We start from the raw sequence: 18,494 nt of genomic DNA, 5'->3' as shown, positions 1-18,494 counted from the left end.
GTGTTCCATTCCATCCGAGACCTGAGACGAGCCCTCGCCTGGGCGGTCAGCACCGTGATGCTGGCGGCCGTAGGCGTCTTCGCTCTGGCCGTCCCACCCGCCGCGGCGGCGTCCACCGCCACCGGCGGCAGCGGCGCGAGCCTGCCGTACGTCGAGGTGCAGGCGGAGAACTCCGCCACCAACGGCACGTCCATCGGCCCGAGTTACACCGCGGGCCAGCTCGCCGACGAGGCGTCGTACCGCAAGGCGACAACGCTCCAGGGCACCGGCCAGTACGTCACGTTCACCACGCCGGTGGCGACCAACTCGATCAACTTCCGCTACAGCATCCCCGACACCTCGGGCGGCTCGGTCTACACCGCCGCGCTGTCGCTGTACGTCAACGGCGTCAAGCAGCCCGACTTCACCCTGACCAACGCCTACAGCTGGTACTACGGCAGCTACCCCTTCACCAACACACCGGGCAGCAACCCGCACCACTTCTACGACGAGGCCCACCGCCTGTTCTCCACCACGTATCCGGCGGGAACGACCTTCAAGCTCCAGGTCGACGCGGGCGACACCGCGTCCTCGTACACGATCGACTTCGCCGACTTCGAGCAGGTCGGCGCAGCCCTGACCGCACCCTCGGGCGCGGTGTCGGTGACCAGCAAGGGCGCCGACGCGACCGGCGTGGCCGACGCGACCAGCGCGTTCAACGCCGCGATCAGCTCGGCGGGCCCCGGCGGGACCGTGTGGATCCCGCCGGGCACCTTCAACATCCCCGGGCACATCAGCGTCAACAACGTCACGATCGCCGGCGCCGGCATGTGGTACTCGACCGTCATCGGCACGGCCCCCGGCTTCTACGGCAACTCCGCACCCAACGCGAGCACCGATGTGCGCCTGCAGAACTTCGCGATCTTCGGCAATGTGCAGGAACGCGACGACAGCGCCCAGGTCAACGGCATCGGCGGCGCGATGAGCGACTCGACCGTGTCCAACCTGTGGATCGACCACATGAAGGTCGGCGCCTGGATGGACGGGCCGATGGACGGGCTGACGTTCACCGGCATGCGCATCCGTGACACCACCGCGGACGGCATCAACTTCCATGGCGGCGTCACCAACTCGAAGGTGACCAACAGCGAGATCCGCAACACCGGCGACGACGGCATCGCCACCTGGGCGGACTCGGCTCTCGGCGCCGACGCCAACGACACGATCTCCAACAACACGGTGTCACTTCAGATCCTCGCCAACGCCATCGCGATCTACGGCGGCCACGACAACACCGTCAGCGGCAACCGCGTGGTCGACACCGGCATCGCCCAGGGCGGCGGCATCCACGTGGGGCAGCGCTTCACGTCGACGCCGGTCGGCACCACCACCATCTCCGACAACACCATGGTCCGCGCCGGCAGCCTCGACCCCAACTGGCAGTTCGGCGTAGGCGCGTTGTGGTTCGACGGCAGCCAGGGCGCGATCACCGGCCCGATCAACGTGACCAACGCGCTCATCCAGCAGAGCCCTTACGAAGCCGTCCAGTGGGTCGAGGGCACCATCAGCGGCGTCAACCTCAACAACGTCACCATCGCCGGCACCGGAACCTTCGCCCTCCAGGAACAGACCGGCGGCGCCGCCAAGTTCACCAACGTCACGGCCACCGGCGTCGGTTACTCGACCCCGGTGTACAACTGCTCGGGCGGCAACTTCGTCATCACCGACGGCGGCGGCAACTCCGGCATCAGCGGCACGCCGTACTGCGGCGGTTGGCCCGCGCCGGTCTACCCGCCCTACCCGTCGGAAGGAGTGACGGCCACCCCCGGCGCGCTCAACTTCGGTTCCGTGGCGACCGGTTCGACGAGCGCCGCGCAGACTGTGACGGTCTCCAACCCGACCAACACCGCCGCGTCCGTCTCCTCGATCGCCACCAGCGGCGACTACGCCCAGACCAACACCTGCGGCTCGTCGATCGCGGCGAACGGCTCGTGCACCGTCAGCGTGAAGTTCACGCCGACGGCGACCGGCAGCCGTAACGGCGCGCTGACCGTCAACGCGGGCGGCACCACCAACACGGTCACCCTCTCCGGAATCGGCACCGCGCCGGGCCCGGTACTGAACACCGATCCGGCGAGCCTGTCCTTCCCCGCCACGGTGGTCGGCTCGTCGGCCACCGCGCAGACGGTGACGGTGACCAACTCGGGTACGGCATCGGCGACCGTCTCGGCCGTCGCGGCGACCGGTGACTTCAGCCAGACCAACAACTGCTCCACCGTCGCGGTCGGCGCGTCCTGCACGGTGACCGTCGGCTTCAAGCCCACCACGGGCGGAGCGCGCGCCGGCAACCTGACCGTCACCAGCAACGCCAACAACAGCCCAACTGTCGTATCCCTGACCGGCAGTGGCATCGACAGCACCACCAACATCGCCGCCGGGCGTCCCGCGTCGGCGAGTTCGAGCAGCAGTCCGTACGTCGCCTCGAACCTCACCGACACGGACGCGTCCACGTACTGGGAGGGCACGCTCGGTTCGTTCCCGCAGTGGGCCCAGGTCGACCTCGGCCAGAACTACGGCGTCGGCAAGGTCGTGCTCAAACTCCCGCCGGCGACCGCGTGGTCGGCCCGTACGCAGACCCTGTCGGTGCAGGGATCCACGGACGGCTCCAGCTTCTCCACGATCAAGGCCTCGGCCGGGTACACCTTCGACCCGAGCGCCAACGCCAACACGGTGACCATCACGTTCAGTTCGGCCACCGCGAGATACGTACGGGTCAACATCACCGCCAACTCGGGCTGGAACGCTGCCCAGTTGTCGGACTTCGAGGTGTTCCCCAGCAGCGGCGGCTCCTCACCGGCGACCCTGTCGGCCGACCCGACGTCCTTGTCGTATCCCACGCAGGCGCTCAACACCGCCAGCAGCGCGAAGACGGTCACGGTGACCAACACCGGGACCGCGGCCGCGACCGTCTCCGGCATCACCGTGACCGGCGACTTCGCGCAGACCAACACCTGCGGTTCGTCGATCGCGGCGGGCGCCTCCTGCACGGTGAGCGTCACGTTCACACCCACCGCGTCCGGCACCCGCGCCGGTGACCTCAGCATCGCCAGCAACGCGTCGAACGGCACAACCACGGTCGCGCTGACCGGAGTCGGCGCCGGCACGGTGAGCAGGAACCTGGCGGCCGGCGCGGCCACCACCGAGTCCAGCCACACCGACGTGTACGCGTCGTCGAACGTCACGGACGGCAACCAGGGCACCTACTGGGAGAGCGCCAACAACGCCTTCCCGCAGTGGGTCCAGGTGGACCTCGGTTCGGCACAGAGCGCGAGCCGGGTCGTCCTCCAACTCCCCGCGAGCTGGGGCGCCCGCAACCAGACGCTGTCCCTGTCGGGCAGCACCGACGGCGCCGCCTTCAGCACCGTCAAGTCATCGGCGACGTACACCTTCGATCCCACCACCAACAACACGGTCACCCTCACGTTCACCGCGACCACCCAGCGATACCTGCGGGTGAACATCACGGCGAACAACGGCTGGCCGGCGGGTCAGATCTCGGAGTTCCAGGTCTGGAACACCTGATCGGACCCGATGGTGCCGCCGAGCGCGAGCGTGAGCGCGCTCGGCGGCACCGCCCACCGAAGCGGAGTCGACAGGCGTCAACAGGAGTCCGGAGGAGTCCAGATGGGTGTCACACGCAGAGTCTTCCTGAGAGCCGCGATCGCGACCGCCGCGGTGGGAACCGTGGGCGCGACCGAGACCGTACTCGCCCCCACCGCGTCGGCGGCCAGCGGGCCGGGCGACGTCGTCGGCAAGATCACCGTCGGCTACCAGGGCTGGTTCGCCTGCATCGGCGACGGCGCGCCCATCAACGGCTGGTGGCACTGGACCCAGGACTGGGGCCAGCCGCCGTCCCCGAACAACACCGGCATCAGCTGCTGGCCCGACGTGCGCGAGTACACCAACACGTATCAGACGTCGTACGCCGCCCTCGGCAACGGCCAGCCCGCCAAGCTGTTCTCCTCCTACGACCAGCAGACGGTGAACACCCACTTCCTGTGGATGCAGCAGAACAACATCGACACGGCAGCCCTGCAACGCTTCAACCCCACCGGCGGCGAGGGCCCCACCCGCGACGCCATGGCGACCAAGGTGCGCGCCGCCGCCGAGTCGTACGGCCGGAAGTTCTACATCATGTACGACGTCTCCAACTGGACGAACATGCAGTCCGAGATCAAGACGGACTGGACGAACAAGATGTCCGCGCACACCGCGAGTTCGGCCTACGCGAAGCAGAACGGCAAGCCGGTCGTATGCGTCTGGGGCTTCGGCTTCAACGACCCCAACCACCCCTTCACCCCCGACGCCTGCCTCGACGTCGTCAACTGGTTCAAGAATCAGGGCTGTTACGTCATCGGCGGCGTCCCGCGCGAATGGCGGACGGGGACCGAGGGCTCGCAGCCCGGCTTCCTGGGTGTCTACCACGCCTTCAACATGATCTCGCCGTGGATGGTCGGCGCCATCGGCAACGTGACCGAGGCCGACAACGCGTACACCACCTACACCGTCCCCGACCAGGCCGACTGCAACGCCAACGGCGTCGACTTCCAGCCCTGCGTCCTGCCCGGTGACGTCTCCGGCCGGCAGCGCGCGCACGGCGACTTCATGTGGCGGCAGTTCTACAACATGGTGCGGGCCGGGGTGCAGGGCATCTACATCTCGATGTTCGACGAGTACAACGAGGGCAACCAGATCGCCAAGACCGCCGAGACCCAGGCCTGGGTGCCCACCAACTCCGGGTTCCTCGCCCTCGACGAGGACGGCACCGCCTGCTCCTCCGACTACTACCTGCGCCTGACCGGCGACGGCGGCCGCATGCTCAAGGGCCAGCTCGCGCTGACCCCAACTCGCCCCACCCAGCCGGTGGTTCCGAACGGCGGTGACACCACACCGCCCGCCGCGCCGGCCGGCCTGACCGCCACCGGACACACCAGTGACTCCGTCTCGCTGAGCTGGAACACGGCGACCGACAACGTCGGCGTGAGCGGCTACCACGTCCTGCGGGTCTCCGGCTCGACCAGCACACAGGTGGGCACCACCAGCTCAACCTCCTTCACCGTCACCGGACTTGGCGCGTCCACCGCCTACACCTTCGACGTCGTCGCCTACGACGCGGCGGGCAACGTCTCGCAACCCTCCAGCCAGGTCACCGTCACGACCGACCCCCCGTCCAGCACCACCAACTTGGCGCTCCACCGCGCCACTTCGGAGAGCAGCCACACCCAGATCTACGCCTCCGGCAACGCGACCGACGGCGACACCACCACCTACTGGGAGTCCGCCAACAACGCCTTCCCGCAGTGGGTCCAGGTCGATCTGGGCGCCGCGACCGGCGTCAAGCGGATCGTCCTCCGCCTTCCGCCGGCGACCGCCTGGGCCACCCGCACCCAGACGATCACCGTCCAGGGCGGCACGGACGCAGGCACCACCACCCAACTCCTCACCCCGGCGGGCTACACTTTCGACCCGGCGACCGGGAACACCGCGACCCTCACGCTCCCGTCCACCGTCACCACCCGCTACATACGGCTCACCATCACGGCGAACACCGGCTGGCCGGCCGGGCAGGTCTCGGAGTTCCAGGTCTTCGGCGCCTGACGGACACCGGGCCTCGCCCCTACGGCCCCCGTGCCCCCGCTACCCCAGCATCCAGCTCTCCGCCCGCCGCGCCCTGGCGCGGATGTTCTTGCGTGCGCCCGGTGGCAGGCGCCGCAGTACCTCGCGGACGCCGTGGCGCAGGCGGTGGTCGGCGGTGGTCCGGAGCAGGACGCGGCGGGTGGTGCCGATCCGGCCGGGGTCGCCGACGGCGAGCCGGAGCTGGCCGCCCGGCCCGGCCCAGGTGGGGGAGACGAGACGCGGGGGTGCGCCGACGGCGACGGTGCCGAGGGCGATACGGGCGCGGCCCTGGGCGGGGGCCAGCCGGGGACGGCGGCCGACGCCCAACAGCTGTGCGCTGGCCCAGACTTGATAGGCGCCCGAGTCCATGGGCGCGTCACCGCGGATGGTCAGCGGGTCGATGACCGTCTCACCGGAGACCACGACCCGGTGGCGGTCGCCGCCGAGCGGTTCCAGGGCCGGCGTCAACTCCCCGTCGGGGTACCACCAGTGGTTGTCGGCGGTGTCGTGCACGATGAGTTCGCCGTACGCGTGCGAGAAGGGATCGGGGACCTCCCAGTTCTCCGCTCCCTCAATGCCGTTGAGGAGTTCGGGGTCGAGCAGCATCCGGCCCCCGCGCTCCACCACGGTCAGCGGTTCGCCGTCGGCCCGGACCATGGCGACGCGGGTCCGGATCACCAGCTTCTCGTTCCGCCAGCGCATGTCGTCCACCTCGACGTGTGCCCTGATCTGCTCGGTGCGGCGGGCGAGTTCGACCAGGGAGTCCAGCCGGCCCTGCACGAGCAGCTCCGCCCGCAGCCGGCTGATCGCCGGGAGCCCCTCGCTCACCCCGGGCGGGTAACTCGTCATCGCCATCCGGCGGACGGTGGTGAAGTACTCCTCCAAGTCCTTGCCGGTGCGCCGCAGCACACGCGGCTCGCTCACCGGCCGTAGCAGCTCCACCCGGTACGAGCGGCGCAGCAGCCGGTCCTGGAGGTCGCCCGGAGGCGTGCCCTCCTTGATCGCCTCCACGACCTTGTCCAGGTGGCCGTAGTAGTCGTCGGCGGTGATCCGGCGGCTGCTGTTGTTGCCGCCGTCCTCGCGCCGATTCCACTGGTAGCAGGGGTAGTTGCCGAGTATCGACACCGTCTTGGCCCGCACGTAGGTGCGCGCCATGAACAGCTGGTCCTCCAGCCTGACCCGCCCCTCCGGGAAGCGGATCCCGTGCTCCCGCAGGAAGTCACGGCGGAACATCTTGTGCGGCGTCAGGCTCTCGAAGAGCGGGGCGTCCGCGGCGGTGCACCGCTCGACCGTCCGCTTGAACACGTTGCTGGGCCCCTGCATCGTCCCGTGCACCTTGCCCAGCACGATGTCCGACCCGTTGCGCTCCGCCAGGGCGTACAGCCGCTCCAGCGCCTCGTACGACAACTCGTCGTCCTGGTCGACGAATTGGACGTACTTCCCCTTGGCCCGGTCGATCCCCACGTTGCGCGGCTTGCCCGGCCAGCCGGAGTTCTCCTGCCGGTAGACCCGGACGTGCGAATGGGCCTCGGCAAGTCGACCGAGGCGTTCGGCGGAGTCGTCCGTCGACCCGTCGTCGACGTACACGACCTCGTACGCGTCGGTCCCCATGCTCTGGTTGACGAGCGAAGGCGCGCAACGGTCAATGTAGGAACCGGCGTTGTACACGGGTACGACAACGCTTACCTTGATCAAAATATCCCCCCCGGGACAAGTGTTGTTGCCCTACGAGACACTTGTTGTTGGGGATTAGTTGTACGGCCCTTGGGGTGCGCCTTACGGAATGTGCGAAGGGCCGGACGGCCGGGACCGCCGCGCTACGCGGATTCCCTGATCACCAGTTCCGTCGGCAGGATGAGCGGCGTCGGCTCCTCGCCGGCCAGTACGCGCACCAGCATCCGGGTCATCTCGCTGCCGAGCGCCACGATGGGCTGGCGGATCGTCGTCAGGGCGGGCTGGGTGTGCCGGGCGGTGAGGATGTCGTTGAAGCCGACGACCGCGACGTCCTCGGGGACGGACCGGCCGCGCTCGCGCAGGACGTGCAGGGCGCCCGCCGCCATGGCGTCCGAGGCGACGAACACCGCGTCCAGGTCCGGGTGTTCGTCGAGGAGACGGGCGGTCGCCGTGGCACCGCCCAGCTCGCTGAAGTCCCCGTGCGCCACCCGGTGGTCCGCCAGCCCGGCCAGGGCGACCGCCTCGCGGAAGCCCAGGTAGCGGGAGACACCCGCGTGCATGTCGAGCGGGCCGGTGACGGTGCCGATGGCGCGGCGGCCCGTAGAGATCAGGTACTCCACCGCCTCGCGGGCCCCACCCCGGTTGTCGGCGTCCACGTACCAGCGCGGGGCCTTCTCGAGGGAGCGGCCTCCGTGGACGACGGGGACGTTCCCCGCCTCGGCGACTTTCGCCAGCGGATCGTTCTCGCGCAGGGCCAGCAGCATTACGCCGTCGGCACCCCGGGACTGGAGGATGCGGGTGAGCCGGGTCCGGCCCCGCTCGCCCGCGGCCAGGATCAGCAGCAGTTCGAGGTCGGTCTCCTCCACCACCGCGTTGACCCCGGTGATGACCTCGGCGAAGAAGAGGTTGGCGAACAGCGCCGGATCGTCGCTGGAGATCGCCAGCACCACCGCGCCGCGCCGCTGCGAGGCGAGCGAACGGGCCGCCACGTTCGGCACATAGCCCAGCTCCGCCACGGCGCTCTCCACAGCCTGCCGCGCCTTCTGGCTGACATGCCGGCGGTTGTTGATCACACGCGAGACGGTTCCGACGGACACCCCGGCGCGCAGCGCCACCTCGTCGAGCGTCGGCGGCCGTGTGGTCATGTGGGGCGACTCCAGTTCGTACGGAGGGGCGGGTGGTAGCGGGGGTGGGCGGTAGCAGCACTGTAAGCGCTGACGGCGTCACGGGCCGCCGCGCCGGATGACCTCCGCGTACCAGCGGGCGCTGTCCTTCGGTGTACGGCGCTGGGTCGCGTAGTCGACGTGCACGATGCCGAAGCGGGGCCCGTAGCCGAAGGACCACTCGAAGTTGTCGAGGAACGACCAGACGAAGTAGCCCCTGAGCGGCACACCGCGGTCGATCGCCCGTGCGCAGGCACGGAGATGGCCGTCCAGATAGGCGATCCGGTCCGTGTCGTGCACCACCTCACGCACCGCCCCGTGCGCCCCGTCCCGCTCGACCACGTCGTCGAAGGCGGCGCCGTTCTCCGTGATGTACAGGGGTACGGCCGGATAGTCGGCCTTGAGCCGCAGGAGGAGGTCCAGGAGTCCCCGCTCGTCGATCTCCCAGCCCATCGCGGTGCGCGGCCGGCCGCCGTCGGCGACACGGACCAACGGCGAGCCCACATAGGCGGATTGGACCGGTGTCGCGCTGCCCGCGACCAGCATCGGCGCGTAGTAGTTGATGCCCAGGTGGTCCAGCGGCGCCCCGATCCGCTTCAGGTCGCCGTCGCGGATGTGGCCGGTGCCCGTGACCTCGCGGAGGTCGTCGAGCACGTCGTCGGGGTAGGCGCCGCGCAGCAGCGGGTCGAGGAAGAGGCGGTTCTGCATGCCGTCGACACGGCGGGCCGCGTCCAGGTCGGCGGGCTCGGTGCCGAGCGGGGTGACGTGGGTGAGGTTGAGCGTGATGCCGATGTGCGAGCCGCCGTCGCGTATCGCCTCCGCCGCCAACCCGTGGGCGAGCAGCAGGTGATGGGCGGCGCGTACTGCGGCGGCGGGCTCGCGGCGGCCGGGGGCGTGGCGGCCCGTGGCGTAGCCGAGGAAGGCCGAGCACCACGGCTCGTTGAGGGTGGTCCAGTGGGCGACGCGGTCGCCCAGCGCCTCGTGCGCGAGGGCCGAGTACTCGGCGAACCGCTCGGCCGTGTCCCGCACCGGCCAGCCGCCGGCGTCCTCCAGCGGCTGGGGCAGGTCCCAGTGGTAGAGGGTGGGCCAGGGCTGGATGCCGTGGTCCAGGAGGGTGTCCGTGAGACGGCGGTAGAAGTCGAGGCCGCGCTGGTTCGCCGGGCCGGAGCCGCTCGGCTGGATCCGGGGCCACGCGAGGGAGAACCGGTAGGCGCGCAGGCCGAGTTGGGCCATCAGCGCGATGTCCCCGGGGAAGCGGTGGTAGTGGTCGGCCGCGACGGCCCCGGTGTCACCGCCCCGGACGGCGCCCGGTGTGGCCGCGAAGGTGTCCCAGATCGAGGGCCCCCGGCCGTCCTCCGCGATCGCGCCCTCGATCTGATAGCTCGATGTGGCGGCGCCCCACAGGAAGCCGGGACCGAACGTGCTCACTGACTCGAACTCACTGACTTGAACCTCCGTCTACGGGATATTCCGAGAGCGGTGACAGTCGGAGTGCCCTCGTCCTCGATGTGAATACAGCTGCTGACCTGGGATGGAACTGGGTTGACGCCACAGCCCGGCCGGTTCCTGTGCGATGCCTCCGTCTGAAACTGGAAGCGCTAACAGTCGCAGACTAGAAGTGGAACGTTCGGTCTGTGAAGGGTCCGGACGCGGAAAGACCGTGGAGATGGCTCCTGTGTGTGAAGTCTTGACAGCCTCGTCGCCCCCACCGACCATCTGGCACTGACGCCGCACCGAGCCGGGACCCTGTCACCGAGAGGGCCCGGTATGTTCCGCAGGACCAGATTTCGCAGGACCGAGTTCCGCAGGACCAGATGGGGCGCGGTCCTTCTCGCGCCCGCCCTGACCGTCGCCACCCTGGCGGCGACCCCTGTGCTTCCCGTGACGTCCGCGCAGGCCGCGGACGCGCCCTACGAACGGGTGCTCAACGGCACGTTCGACAACGGCAAGACCTCCTGGTGGAGCAGCGGCAACACGCCGTCCGCCGTCACCTCGGGCCGTCTGTGCGCCGACGTCCCCGGCGGGACCGTCAACGTCTGGGACTCGATGATCGGCCAGAACGACATCCCACTGGAGGCCGGCCGGCCCTACACGCTGCGCTTCACGGCCTCCGCCACCCGGGACGTGTCGATCCACGCCGTACTGCAGCTGCCCGCCGCCCCGTTCACGACCACCCTCAACAAGACCGCCGCCGTCACCACCACACCGAAGACCTTCCAGTTCACCGGCAACTCCACCGCCGCCAACCTGCACGCCCAGCTCTCCTTCCAACAGGGCGGCGCCGCGCAGCCGTTCACCCTCTGCCTCGACGACGTCTCCCTCACCGGCGGCGCGACACCCCCGGGCGGCGGACGCGACTTCGGCTCTCCGGTGAGGACGAACCAGTACGGCTACGCGGTCCACGGCCCCAAGAAGGCGTCGATCGTCAACTCCTCGACGAAGTCCGTGCGTTGGCGCCTGCTCGACGACTCGGGTGAGGTCGTGAAGTCGGGCCGCACCGATGTCCAGGGCACGGACGCCGCCTCCGGCGACCATGTGCACATCGCCGACTTCAGCTCGGTGCGCAAGGCCGGCACGGGATACACGCTCGTCGTCGGCGACGCGACCAGCTACCCGTTCGCCATCGCGGAGAACCCCTACACCGCCCTGCGCAAAGACTCGTTGGGGTACTTCTACGACGTCCGCAGCGGTACGCCCATCGAGGCCCAGTACGCTGGTGACGCCTACGCCCGCCCCGCAGGGCATGTCGGCGTGGCCCCCAACAAGGGCGACACCAACGTGCCCTGCCTGCCTGGCACTTGCGACTACTCCCTTGACGTCCAGGGCGGTTGGTACGACGCGGGCGACCAGGGCAAGTACGTCGTCAACGGGGCCCTCGCGGCCTGGCAGTTGATGGACTCCTACGAACGCTCCCGCGCCCAGGGCGACTTGGCCGGGCTGCGCGACGGACTGCTGAGCATCCCCGAGAACCACAACGATGTACCGGACGTCCTCGACGAGTCCCGCTGGGAGACCGAGTTCCTGCTGAGCATGCAGGTCCCGGCGGGCGAACCGCTCGCCGGCATGGTCCACCACAAGGTCCACGACCTGGCCTGGACCGCCCTGCCCACCCGGCCCGACCAGGACTCCCAACCCCGTTACCTGCACGCGCCGTCCACGGCCGCGACCCTCAACCTGGCCGCCGCGGGCGCCCAGTGCGCCCGGGTCTGGGCCCGCTACGACGCCGCTTTCGCGCACAAGTGCCTGACCGCCGCCGAGACCGCCTGGAAGGCCGCGCTCGCCCACCCCGACGTGTACGCCCCGAGCGGCGACAGCGTCGGCGGCGGAGCGTACGCCGACACGGACGTGACCGACGAATTCTCCTGGGCCGCAACGGAGTTGTACGCCACCACACACGACCGCGCCTACCTGTCCCGCATCGACACGGGGATCACCCCGGCCGGGTTCTCCTGGCGGGACACCGGAGCGCTGGCCGACCTCACCGTCGTCCGCCTGCCGAGCCGTTTTCCGTCCCGCATGGTCGCCGCCGCCCGCAAGCGGGTCCTCGCCGTCGCGGACGGCTTCGTACGCGACGAGCGGTCGCAGGGTTATCCGAACCCCAACCTCCCCACCGACGGCGCCTACGTCTGGGGCTCCAACAGCGTCACCGCGAACAACGCCATGGTCATCGCGACCGCCTACGACCTCACCCACCGGGACAGCTATCGCAGCGCCGTCCTGGAGTCACTGGACTACCTCCTGGGCCGCAACGCCCTGAACCAGTCCTTCGTCACCGGCTACGGCACCCGGTTCAGCCACAACCAGCACAACCGCATCTGGGCCCACCAGATCGACGCCAACCTGCCCAGCCCGCCGCCCGGTTCACTGGCCGGCGGCCCCGACTCGGCCCTCCAGGACCCGGTCGCGCAGCAGAACCTCGTCGGCTGCGCCCCGGCCACCTGCTACATCGACGACATCTACTCGTACTCGACCAACGAGGTCGCCATCAACTGGAACTCCGCGCTCGCCTGGGTGGCGACCTTCGCCGCCGACTCGGCGCGCTGAGCACCGCTGATCGAACGGTATGTACCGCCGTGGCTCCGCCCGCGCTCGGACGAGCGCGGGCGGGTGCCGAGCCGAGGGGTCCACGGCGGCCCCGCCCCGAGAGATAGGGACGCACCATGCGCTGGAAAGCCCTGCTCAAAACCGACTCGCTGAAATCCGTCTCGTTCCGAACTGCCCTGATCTGCCTGCTCGTTGCGCCACTGTCGCTCGCGGCGACCGGTTCGGCGGCCGCCGCCAGCCCGGTCTCCCTGACGAGCGGCTTCTATTCCAACCCCGACTCCGGCCCGGCGGTCTGGGTCCGCGACAACGCCTCCGACGCCCGAGCCGCACGCATCAAGTCGGCCATCGCGTCCCAGCCGATCGCCCGCTGGTTCGCCAACGAGAGCGCGGGGATCGGACCGGCCGTGTCCGGCTACGTCGGTGCCGCCGACAGCCACGACAAACTGCCGGTCCTGGTCGCGTACAACATCCCGGGCCGGGACGCGTGCGGCGGCGAATCGTCCGGCGGCGCGGGCAGCGTGGCCGCCTACCGCACCTGGATCTCCACCTTCGCGGCGGCGGTCGGCACCCACCCCGCCGTCGTCGTCATCGAGCCGGACGCCCTGTCCGACTTCAGCTGCCTGACCGGCGCACAGATCAGCGACCGCCTCGCGATGCTCTCCTACGCCACCCAGATGTTCCAGCAGAAGGCCCCCAACACCTGGGCCTACCTCGACGCCGGACACACCAACTGGGTCGACCCGGCGACCATGGCGAGCCGGTTGAGGTCGGCGGGCGTCGCCAACATCCGCGGCTTCTCCCTGAACGTCTCGAACTTCTACACCACCCCGTCCTCGGAGACCTACGGCAACTCGATCAACTCCGCGCTCGGCGGCACCTCCCACTTCGCCGTCGACACCAGCCGCAACGGCAACGGCTCCAACGGCGAATGGTGCAACCCCGCCGGCCGCAAACTCGGTGTCACACCACGGGTGGGCGGTGCCGAGGACCTGCTGTTGTGGGTCAAGACACCGGGGAACTCCGATGGTCGGTGCGGCGTCGCACCGACTGTGCCCGCCGGGCAGTTCAGTCCCGATCTCGCCGTCAGGCTCATCGACGGCACGTGATCGCGGTGTGGGGCGTGGGCCCCTGACAGCCCGCGTCCCACACCGTCCCGCTCATCAACTCGGCGGCTCCAAGCGGACGTTGTCCTGGGTGCCGTCGGGCCAGGTGACGGACGCGAGGGCGGTGCCGTCACCGTCGTAACAGACCTCCAGACGTACGGCTTCGGCGGCACCCGGACCCGCGACCACCCCGGAGAGACAGACCAACGCGGCGTAGACCGTGCCCAGTTGGACCTCCGTCGTCGTGGCGAGCCAGGGTGTCGCCGAGTGCGGTCCGAAGGCGTTGGCGTCGCGCGCGGTGGCGATGCCCGCCTCGTCGAAACCGCGCAGCCCGACCACCGTGCTGGACAGGCCGGTTGGGCTGCGCACCCATGCGGCCGGCTGGGGCTCCAGGTGCATGCCGGGCGGCTCGGTCGCGGCCAGGCAGTAACCGCCGAGCCGTAGCCGCAACGGCTCCTGCCACAGTCCGTCGACCCGAGCGAGCCGCACCTCCAGCGGCCCGTTCAGTACGGACGCCGTCGTGATCCACGGCCCCGTACGGAAGTCGGGCGCGGGATCGTGGGCATACGGGGCGGGCACCGGGCCGACCGGCCAGTGCGCGCGATGGCGGGAGACGGCGGTGTGTACGCCCAGGTGCAGGCGGGTCAACGGGCGCCGGTGGGACGGCCGTTCCTCGGCGTCGAGCAGTGCGATGTGCGAGTCGAGCGGGTCGTTCAGGCTCGCCTCCGTGCAGTCGGGGGCGGCATGGGAGGCGTAGGCGAGGCGGCTGTAGACCGGGTCGTCCGCCTCGGCGTCGGCACCGTCACCGGACGCGTGGTCGCTGCCGTGGTTGACGACGCGGACGATCCCGTCCGCCGCCGTGCCCGAGACGAGCCACCCCGGGGCGGTCAACGTCCGCCGCACGTCCCGGGGTTCGATCGGCAGCGCCTCCTCCTTCTCCGTCCACACCGGGTGGTCCGCCGACAGCACCAGCCCGGCGAAGCCCTTGCTCGACCAGTACGGTGAACCGGGTCCCGAGTACGGCTGCCGGATCGCCGCGAACTCCCCGTGCCAGCCCAGTGGTTGGAGCCCACGCTCGTCGAAGCAGCCGGCCTCGGTGAAGTGCCGTAGGACTCCGCTCGCGAGGCGGCGGGTGCGGCCCGCCGGCAGGGGAGTGGCGTCGAAGACGGCGCCCGCCCACAGCGGGCAGAGCATCGCGTAGCGGTACGTCAGGGAGCGGCCCTGGAACAGCGGCGCGCCGTCCGCCGCCACGAGGTGCTGGGCGTCGTCCAGGTAGCCGCGCAGCCGGGCCCGGTAGCGGGGGAGCAGGGCGGGGTCCGCGTCGGCGCCGGAGACGCGGCAGTACCAGAGCGGGTAGTAGTGCATGGCCCAGCCCGAGTAGTGGTCGAAGTGGCGGAGCGGGCCGCCGGTGCCGCCGCCGTCGGAGTACCAGCCGTCGCCCGCGTACCAGGCCTCCGTGCGCGCGATCGCGTGGTCGATGTCGGGCGCGCTCCACGGGGCGCCGACCGAGCGCAGGAACGCAGACGTGATCGCCCTGAACCAGACCCAGTTGTTGTCGGGGACCTCGCTGCCGAGCAGCTCCGTCATCCAGGCGACGATCCGCTGCCGTACGGCGTCGTCGAGCCGGTCCCAGATCCAGGGCCGGGTCTCGTGCAGCGCGATGGCCACCGACGCGCACTCCACCTTGGCCTGCCCGCACTCGCGCATGCTCGGCCAGTGTTCCGGGGAGTGCGGGTCGGTGCCCGCGGTCAGGCCCTCGGCGTACCAACCGGCGTGGCCGGCCGGGTCGTCGGCGCCGGAGTGGGCCAGGCGGAAGCCGGCGAGCAGGAAGGTGCGGGCGAAACCTTCGAGGCCGTCGCTGTGCCGGCCGTTGCGGCTGGCGGGGCCGGGGAGACGGAGCAGGGCGTGCCGGTCCGTGGAGTACGGGCGGACGGCGGTCAGCTGGGCGTCGGCCAGCGCCTCCCAGTGTGCGCGCGTCCAGCCGGTGTGGGGGGAGAGGAGCCGGTCCTCCGGTATCAACTGTCCACCTTTCCAACGGTGTTGAGGCGGGCCGGGGGCGCCACCGACTGGCGTACGACGACATGCGAGCCGAGCACCACACGGCGGCTCGGCGGGTCCATGGGGCGGCGGTGCAGGGCGAGGCGGGTCGCGGAGCGGCCGAGTTCCTGCTGGGGGACGTGCACGGTGGTCAGCCGGGGGTAGAGGTCCTCGGCGAGCGGGATGTCGTCGAAGCCGACCACGGAGAGGTCGTCGGGGACCGAGCGGCCCAGGTCGCGGGCGGCGGCGATGGCACCGGCCGCGCTCATGTCGCTGGCGCAGAAGATAGCGGTGGCGTCGGTGTCGGTCAGCAGGCGGCAGGCCGCCTCGTAGCCGGACTCGCGGGTCATGTCGCTCTCGGCGACGAGCGCGGGGTCGGGCTTGACGCCGTGGGCGCGCAGGGCTCGTTCGTACCCCTCGAGGCGCTGGCCCGCCACGCTGAACTCGTGCGGTCCCGCCAGGTGGGCCACCCGGGTGTGACCGGCGGAGAGAAGGTGGCTGGTGGCGGCGAAGGCGCCGCTCTCCATGTCGCACTCCACCACGTCCACCGGTGCCTTCGCGCCGCCCTTCCACGGCCGGGCACAGAGCACGAGGCGGGAGCCGGCCCGTTCCAATCCCTCGGCGGCGGCGGTGAGTTGGGCGAGATGCTCCTCGGTCTCGGCCATGCCGCCGACCAGGATGATCGCCTCCGCACCGCGCTGACGCATCAGCTCGATCACCGACAACTCCCGCTCCGGGACACCCTGCGTGGAACAGACCAGGCAGACCCGGCCGTCTGCGACGGCCTGTTCCTCGACTCCGGAGGCGACGTTCATGAAGAACGGCGAGGTGATGTCGTTGACCACCATCGCGATCAGACCCGAAGTCGTGTTGAGGGAGCGGGCGTTGGCGTTGACCACGTAGTCGAGGTCGTGTACGGCCTGCATGACCCGCTCGTGCGTCGCCGGTGGCGCGGTGTACGCCCCGCTGAGAATCCGCGAGACGGTGGCGACGGACACGCCCGCGCGCGATGCCACGTCACGGATCGTCGCCCGACCCGCGGAACCCCGACCTTGAGCCATGCTCTGCTTCTCCTCGCTCCGGTGAACAGCCGATGTAAGTAACAACGATGAAAAAGTTACACAACTGGCGAGGGTTTCTCTACGGCCCTGATGCAGGTACCTGTCGGAACTTCTCCAGGACTGCCGAACCTCTTGACGACGGTGAGACCTCCCCTTAACGTCCCGGTTACTGTAAACGGTTCAGTGAACGTTACATGCCGCTCGGCAGCCGTCGGCATTCCACTGCATCCCTCTTCTCCGCCTCGGAGGAACACCAGATGACTTCGTCGAACGTCTCCAGACGCGGCCTCCTGCGCACCGCCGCACTCGGCGCCGGCACCCTCGCCCTGGGCGGCGGCCTGAGCGCGTGCGGCTCGGGCTCCCCCTCCTCGTCGGCGGACGCGCTCGCCTACTGGGACTGGTACGTCACCCAAGGGCCCTGGGTGGACAGGGAGATAGAGCTCTTCGAGAAGGCCCACAGCGGGGTCGGCGTCAAGAAGACCACCCAACAGAACGCCAAGTACCCGGACTTGGTCGCGCTCGCCAACCGCAGCGGCAACCCGCCGGACGTCTTCATGATCCCGCAGGTCCCCAGCGTCGCCGAGCAGGTCGCCAAGGGCTGGCTGCACCCGCTCGACGAGTGGGCGACCCCGGCCTGGCGGTCACGCTTCCCCGAAGGCACCTTCCTGGAAGGCGCCAACGTCTTTGACGGCAAGGTCTATTCGGCCCCGCTCAAGGGCTCGGGTCCGCAGTTGCAGCTCTACATCCACCACGGCGTCTTCAAGTCCGTCGGCCTGACGAACCCGGACGGGAGCGTGAAGCTGCCCCGCACCTGGGACGAAGTGACCAGCGCCGCCCAGACGATCACCAAGAAGAGCGGCGGCAAGTCGTACGGCTTCGGCTTCGGCAACGCCGACGGCATCGGCGTCCTCGCCTGGTGGCTGGACCTGTTCGTCCGCGGCGCCGGCGTACCGGGCGGCGCCCCCACCGTGCCCGGCACCGGCATGGACTACCGCGTCGGCAAGTGGACGTTCGGCACCGACCGGGCGTACGCCGACTTCCTGGAGCTGTTCGTCGAATGGAAGAAGCGCGGCTTCTTCCACCCCAACTCCGTGAGCCTGTCCGACGAAGCGGCCCGCGCGTTCTTCGAGCGCGGCAAGTTCGGCATGACCGTCGGCGGCGTCTGGAACCAACCCGAGTGGACCCAGCACAAGTTCACCGACTACAGCCTCGTCACCCTGCCCTCGCCCACCGCGACCCCGAAGGGCTACTACTACGCCGACCCGGTCGGCAACGGCTCCTTCGCCGCGGTCTCCGCCAAGAGCAAGAAGGCGCACGAGGCGTTCCAGTGGCTCGACGCGCTGACGTCCCCCGCCGCCGGGCGGCGCTGGGTCCAGGACCTCAACGGCGTCTCGGCCCACCCCGCGAACAACGACCCGGACGGCATCGACTCCAAGCCCTTCGCCGCCTTCATCGGCATGACCCGGCAGGTGCTGCGCGGCCCGGTGCCCCTCGTGCGCAACCCGGAGCTGGCCGGCGTCGCGCCCAGCGTTCCCAAGCCCGACATCGGCGATGTCGTGACCGGTGTCTACACCGGCCAGATCAAGGACGTGCAGGGCGCGTTGAGCAGCCTGGCCGACAAGAAGTTCCAGCTGCTCTCGGACGCGGTCGCGGCGGTGGCCAAGCAGGGCAAGAAGGTCAGCACGTCCGACTACGTCTTCGCGGACTGGGACCCCACCAAGCCGTACACCACGAAGAAGAAGGCGTGAGCCGTCACC

At 70.0% G+C, this 18,494-nt stretch carries 10 protein-coding genes; 5 read left to right on the top strand and 5 right to left on the bottom strand.

The genetic code is table 11. The annotated features are described in order from the left end of the window. Together OG714_RS08345 and OG714_RS08340 are read left to right on the top strand one after the other, a co-directional pair. Complete coding sequence (locus tag OG714_RS08345; protein ID WP_406119644.1) at positions 1–3,561, top strand: choice-of-anchor D domain-containing protein; 3,561 nt, start codon at positions 1–3, stop codon at positions 3,559–3,561. 102 nt (positions 3,562–3,663) lie between these two features. After that, positions 3,664–5,637, top strand: coding sequence for a discoidin domain-containing protein (locus OG714_RS08340; RefSeq protein ID WP_406119643.1), 1,974 nt, complete (start codon positions 3,664–3,666; stop codon positions 5,635–5,637). A 39-nt stretch (positions 5,638–5,676) separates the two neighbouring features. Here OG714_RS08340 and OG714_RS08335 read toward each other — a convergent pair whose 3' ends face one another. The 3 genes from OG714_RS08335 to OG714_RS08325 all read right to left on the bottom strand — a co-directional run bounded on the left by OG714_RS08335 (position 5,677) and on the right by OG714_RS08325 (position 9,920). Further along, positions 5,677–7,350 (bottom strand): glycosyltransferase, encoded by a 1,674-nt coding sequence (locus OG714_RS08335; RefSeq protein WP_406119642.1) that lies wholly within the window; start codon positions 7,348–7,350, stop codon positions 5,677–5,679. A gap of 122 nt (positions 7,351–7,472) precedes the next feature. Further along, a complete protein-coding gene (locus OG714_RS08330; protein WP_406119640.1) occupies positions 7,473–8,474 on the bottom strand; it encodes a LacI family DNA-binding transcriptional regulator in 1,002 nt (333 codons plus the stop codon). Positions 8,475–8,552: 78 nt separating this feature from the next. Continuing rightward, a complete protein-coding gene (locus tag OG714_RS08325) occupies positions 8,553–9,920 on the bottom strand; it encodes a GH1 family beta-glucosidase (RefSeq protein WP_406119638.1) in 1,368 nt (455 codons plus the stop codon). A 339-nt stretch (positions 9,921–10,259) separates the two neighbouring features. Here OG714_RS08325 and OG714_RS08320 point away from each other — a divergent pair, with 339 nt between their 5' ends. After that, positions 10,260–12,536, top strand: coding sequence for a glycoside hydrolase family 9 protein (locus tag OG714_RS08320; RefSeq protein ID WP_406119636.1), 2,277 nt, complete (start codon positions 10,260–10,262; stop codon positions 12,534–12,536). Positions 12,537–12,652: 116 nt separating this feature from the next. After that, positions 12,653–13,642 (top strand): glycoside hydrolase family 6 protein, encoded by a 990-nt coding sequence (locus tag OG714_RS08315; protein WP_406119635.1) that lies wholly within the window; start codon positions 12,653–12,655, stop codon positions 13,640–13,642. Positions 13,643–13,696: 54 nt separating this feature from the next. Here OG714_RS08315 and OG714_RS08310 read toward each other — a convergent pair whose 3' ends face one another. Together OG714_RS08310 and OG714_RS08305 are read right to left on the bottom strand one after the other, a co-directional pair. After that, a complete protein-coding gene (locus OG714_RS08310) occupies positions 13,697–15,658 on the bottom strand; it encodes a DUF2264 domain-containing protein (protein WP_406119634.1) in 1,962 nt (653 codons plus the stop codon). Next, positions 15,655–16,692, bottom strand: coding sequence for a LacI family DNA-binding transcriptional regulator (locus OG714_RS08305; protein ID WP_406119633.1), 1,038 nt, complete (start codon positions 16,690–16,692; stop codon positions 15,655–15,657). The genes OG714_RS08310 and OG714_RS08305 overlap by 4 nt, the downstream gene beginning before the upstream one ends. A 302-nt stretch (positions 16,693–16,994) precedes the next feature. Between OG714_RS08305 and OG714_RS08300 the strand changes: the two genes are divergently transcribed. Then, complete coding sequence (locus OG714_RS08300) at positions 16,995–18,485, top strand: ABC transporter substrate-binding protein (RefSeq protein ID WP_406119632.1); 1,491 nt, start codon at positions 16,995–16,997, stop codon at positions 18,483–18,485. The last annotated feature ends 9 nt before the right edge of the window (positions 18,486–18,494 follow it).

Source organism: Streptomyces sp. NBC_00989, from assembly GCF_045162655.1.
Lineage (GTDB): Bacteria > Actinomycetota > Actinomycetes > Streptomycetales > Streptomycetaceae > Streptomyces.
Note: the sequence above shows the minus strand (reverse complement) of the source record. Positions and strands in the feature narration are given on the sequence as shown.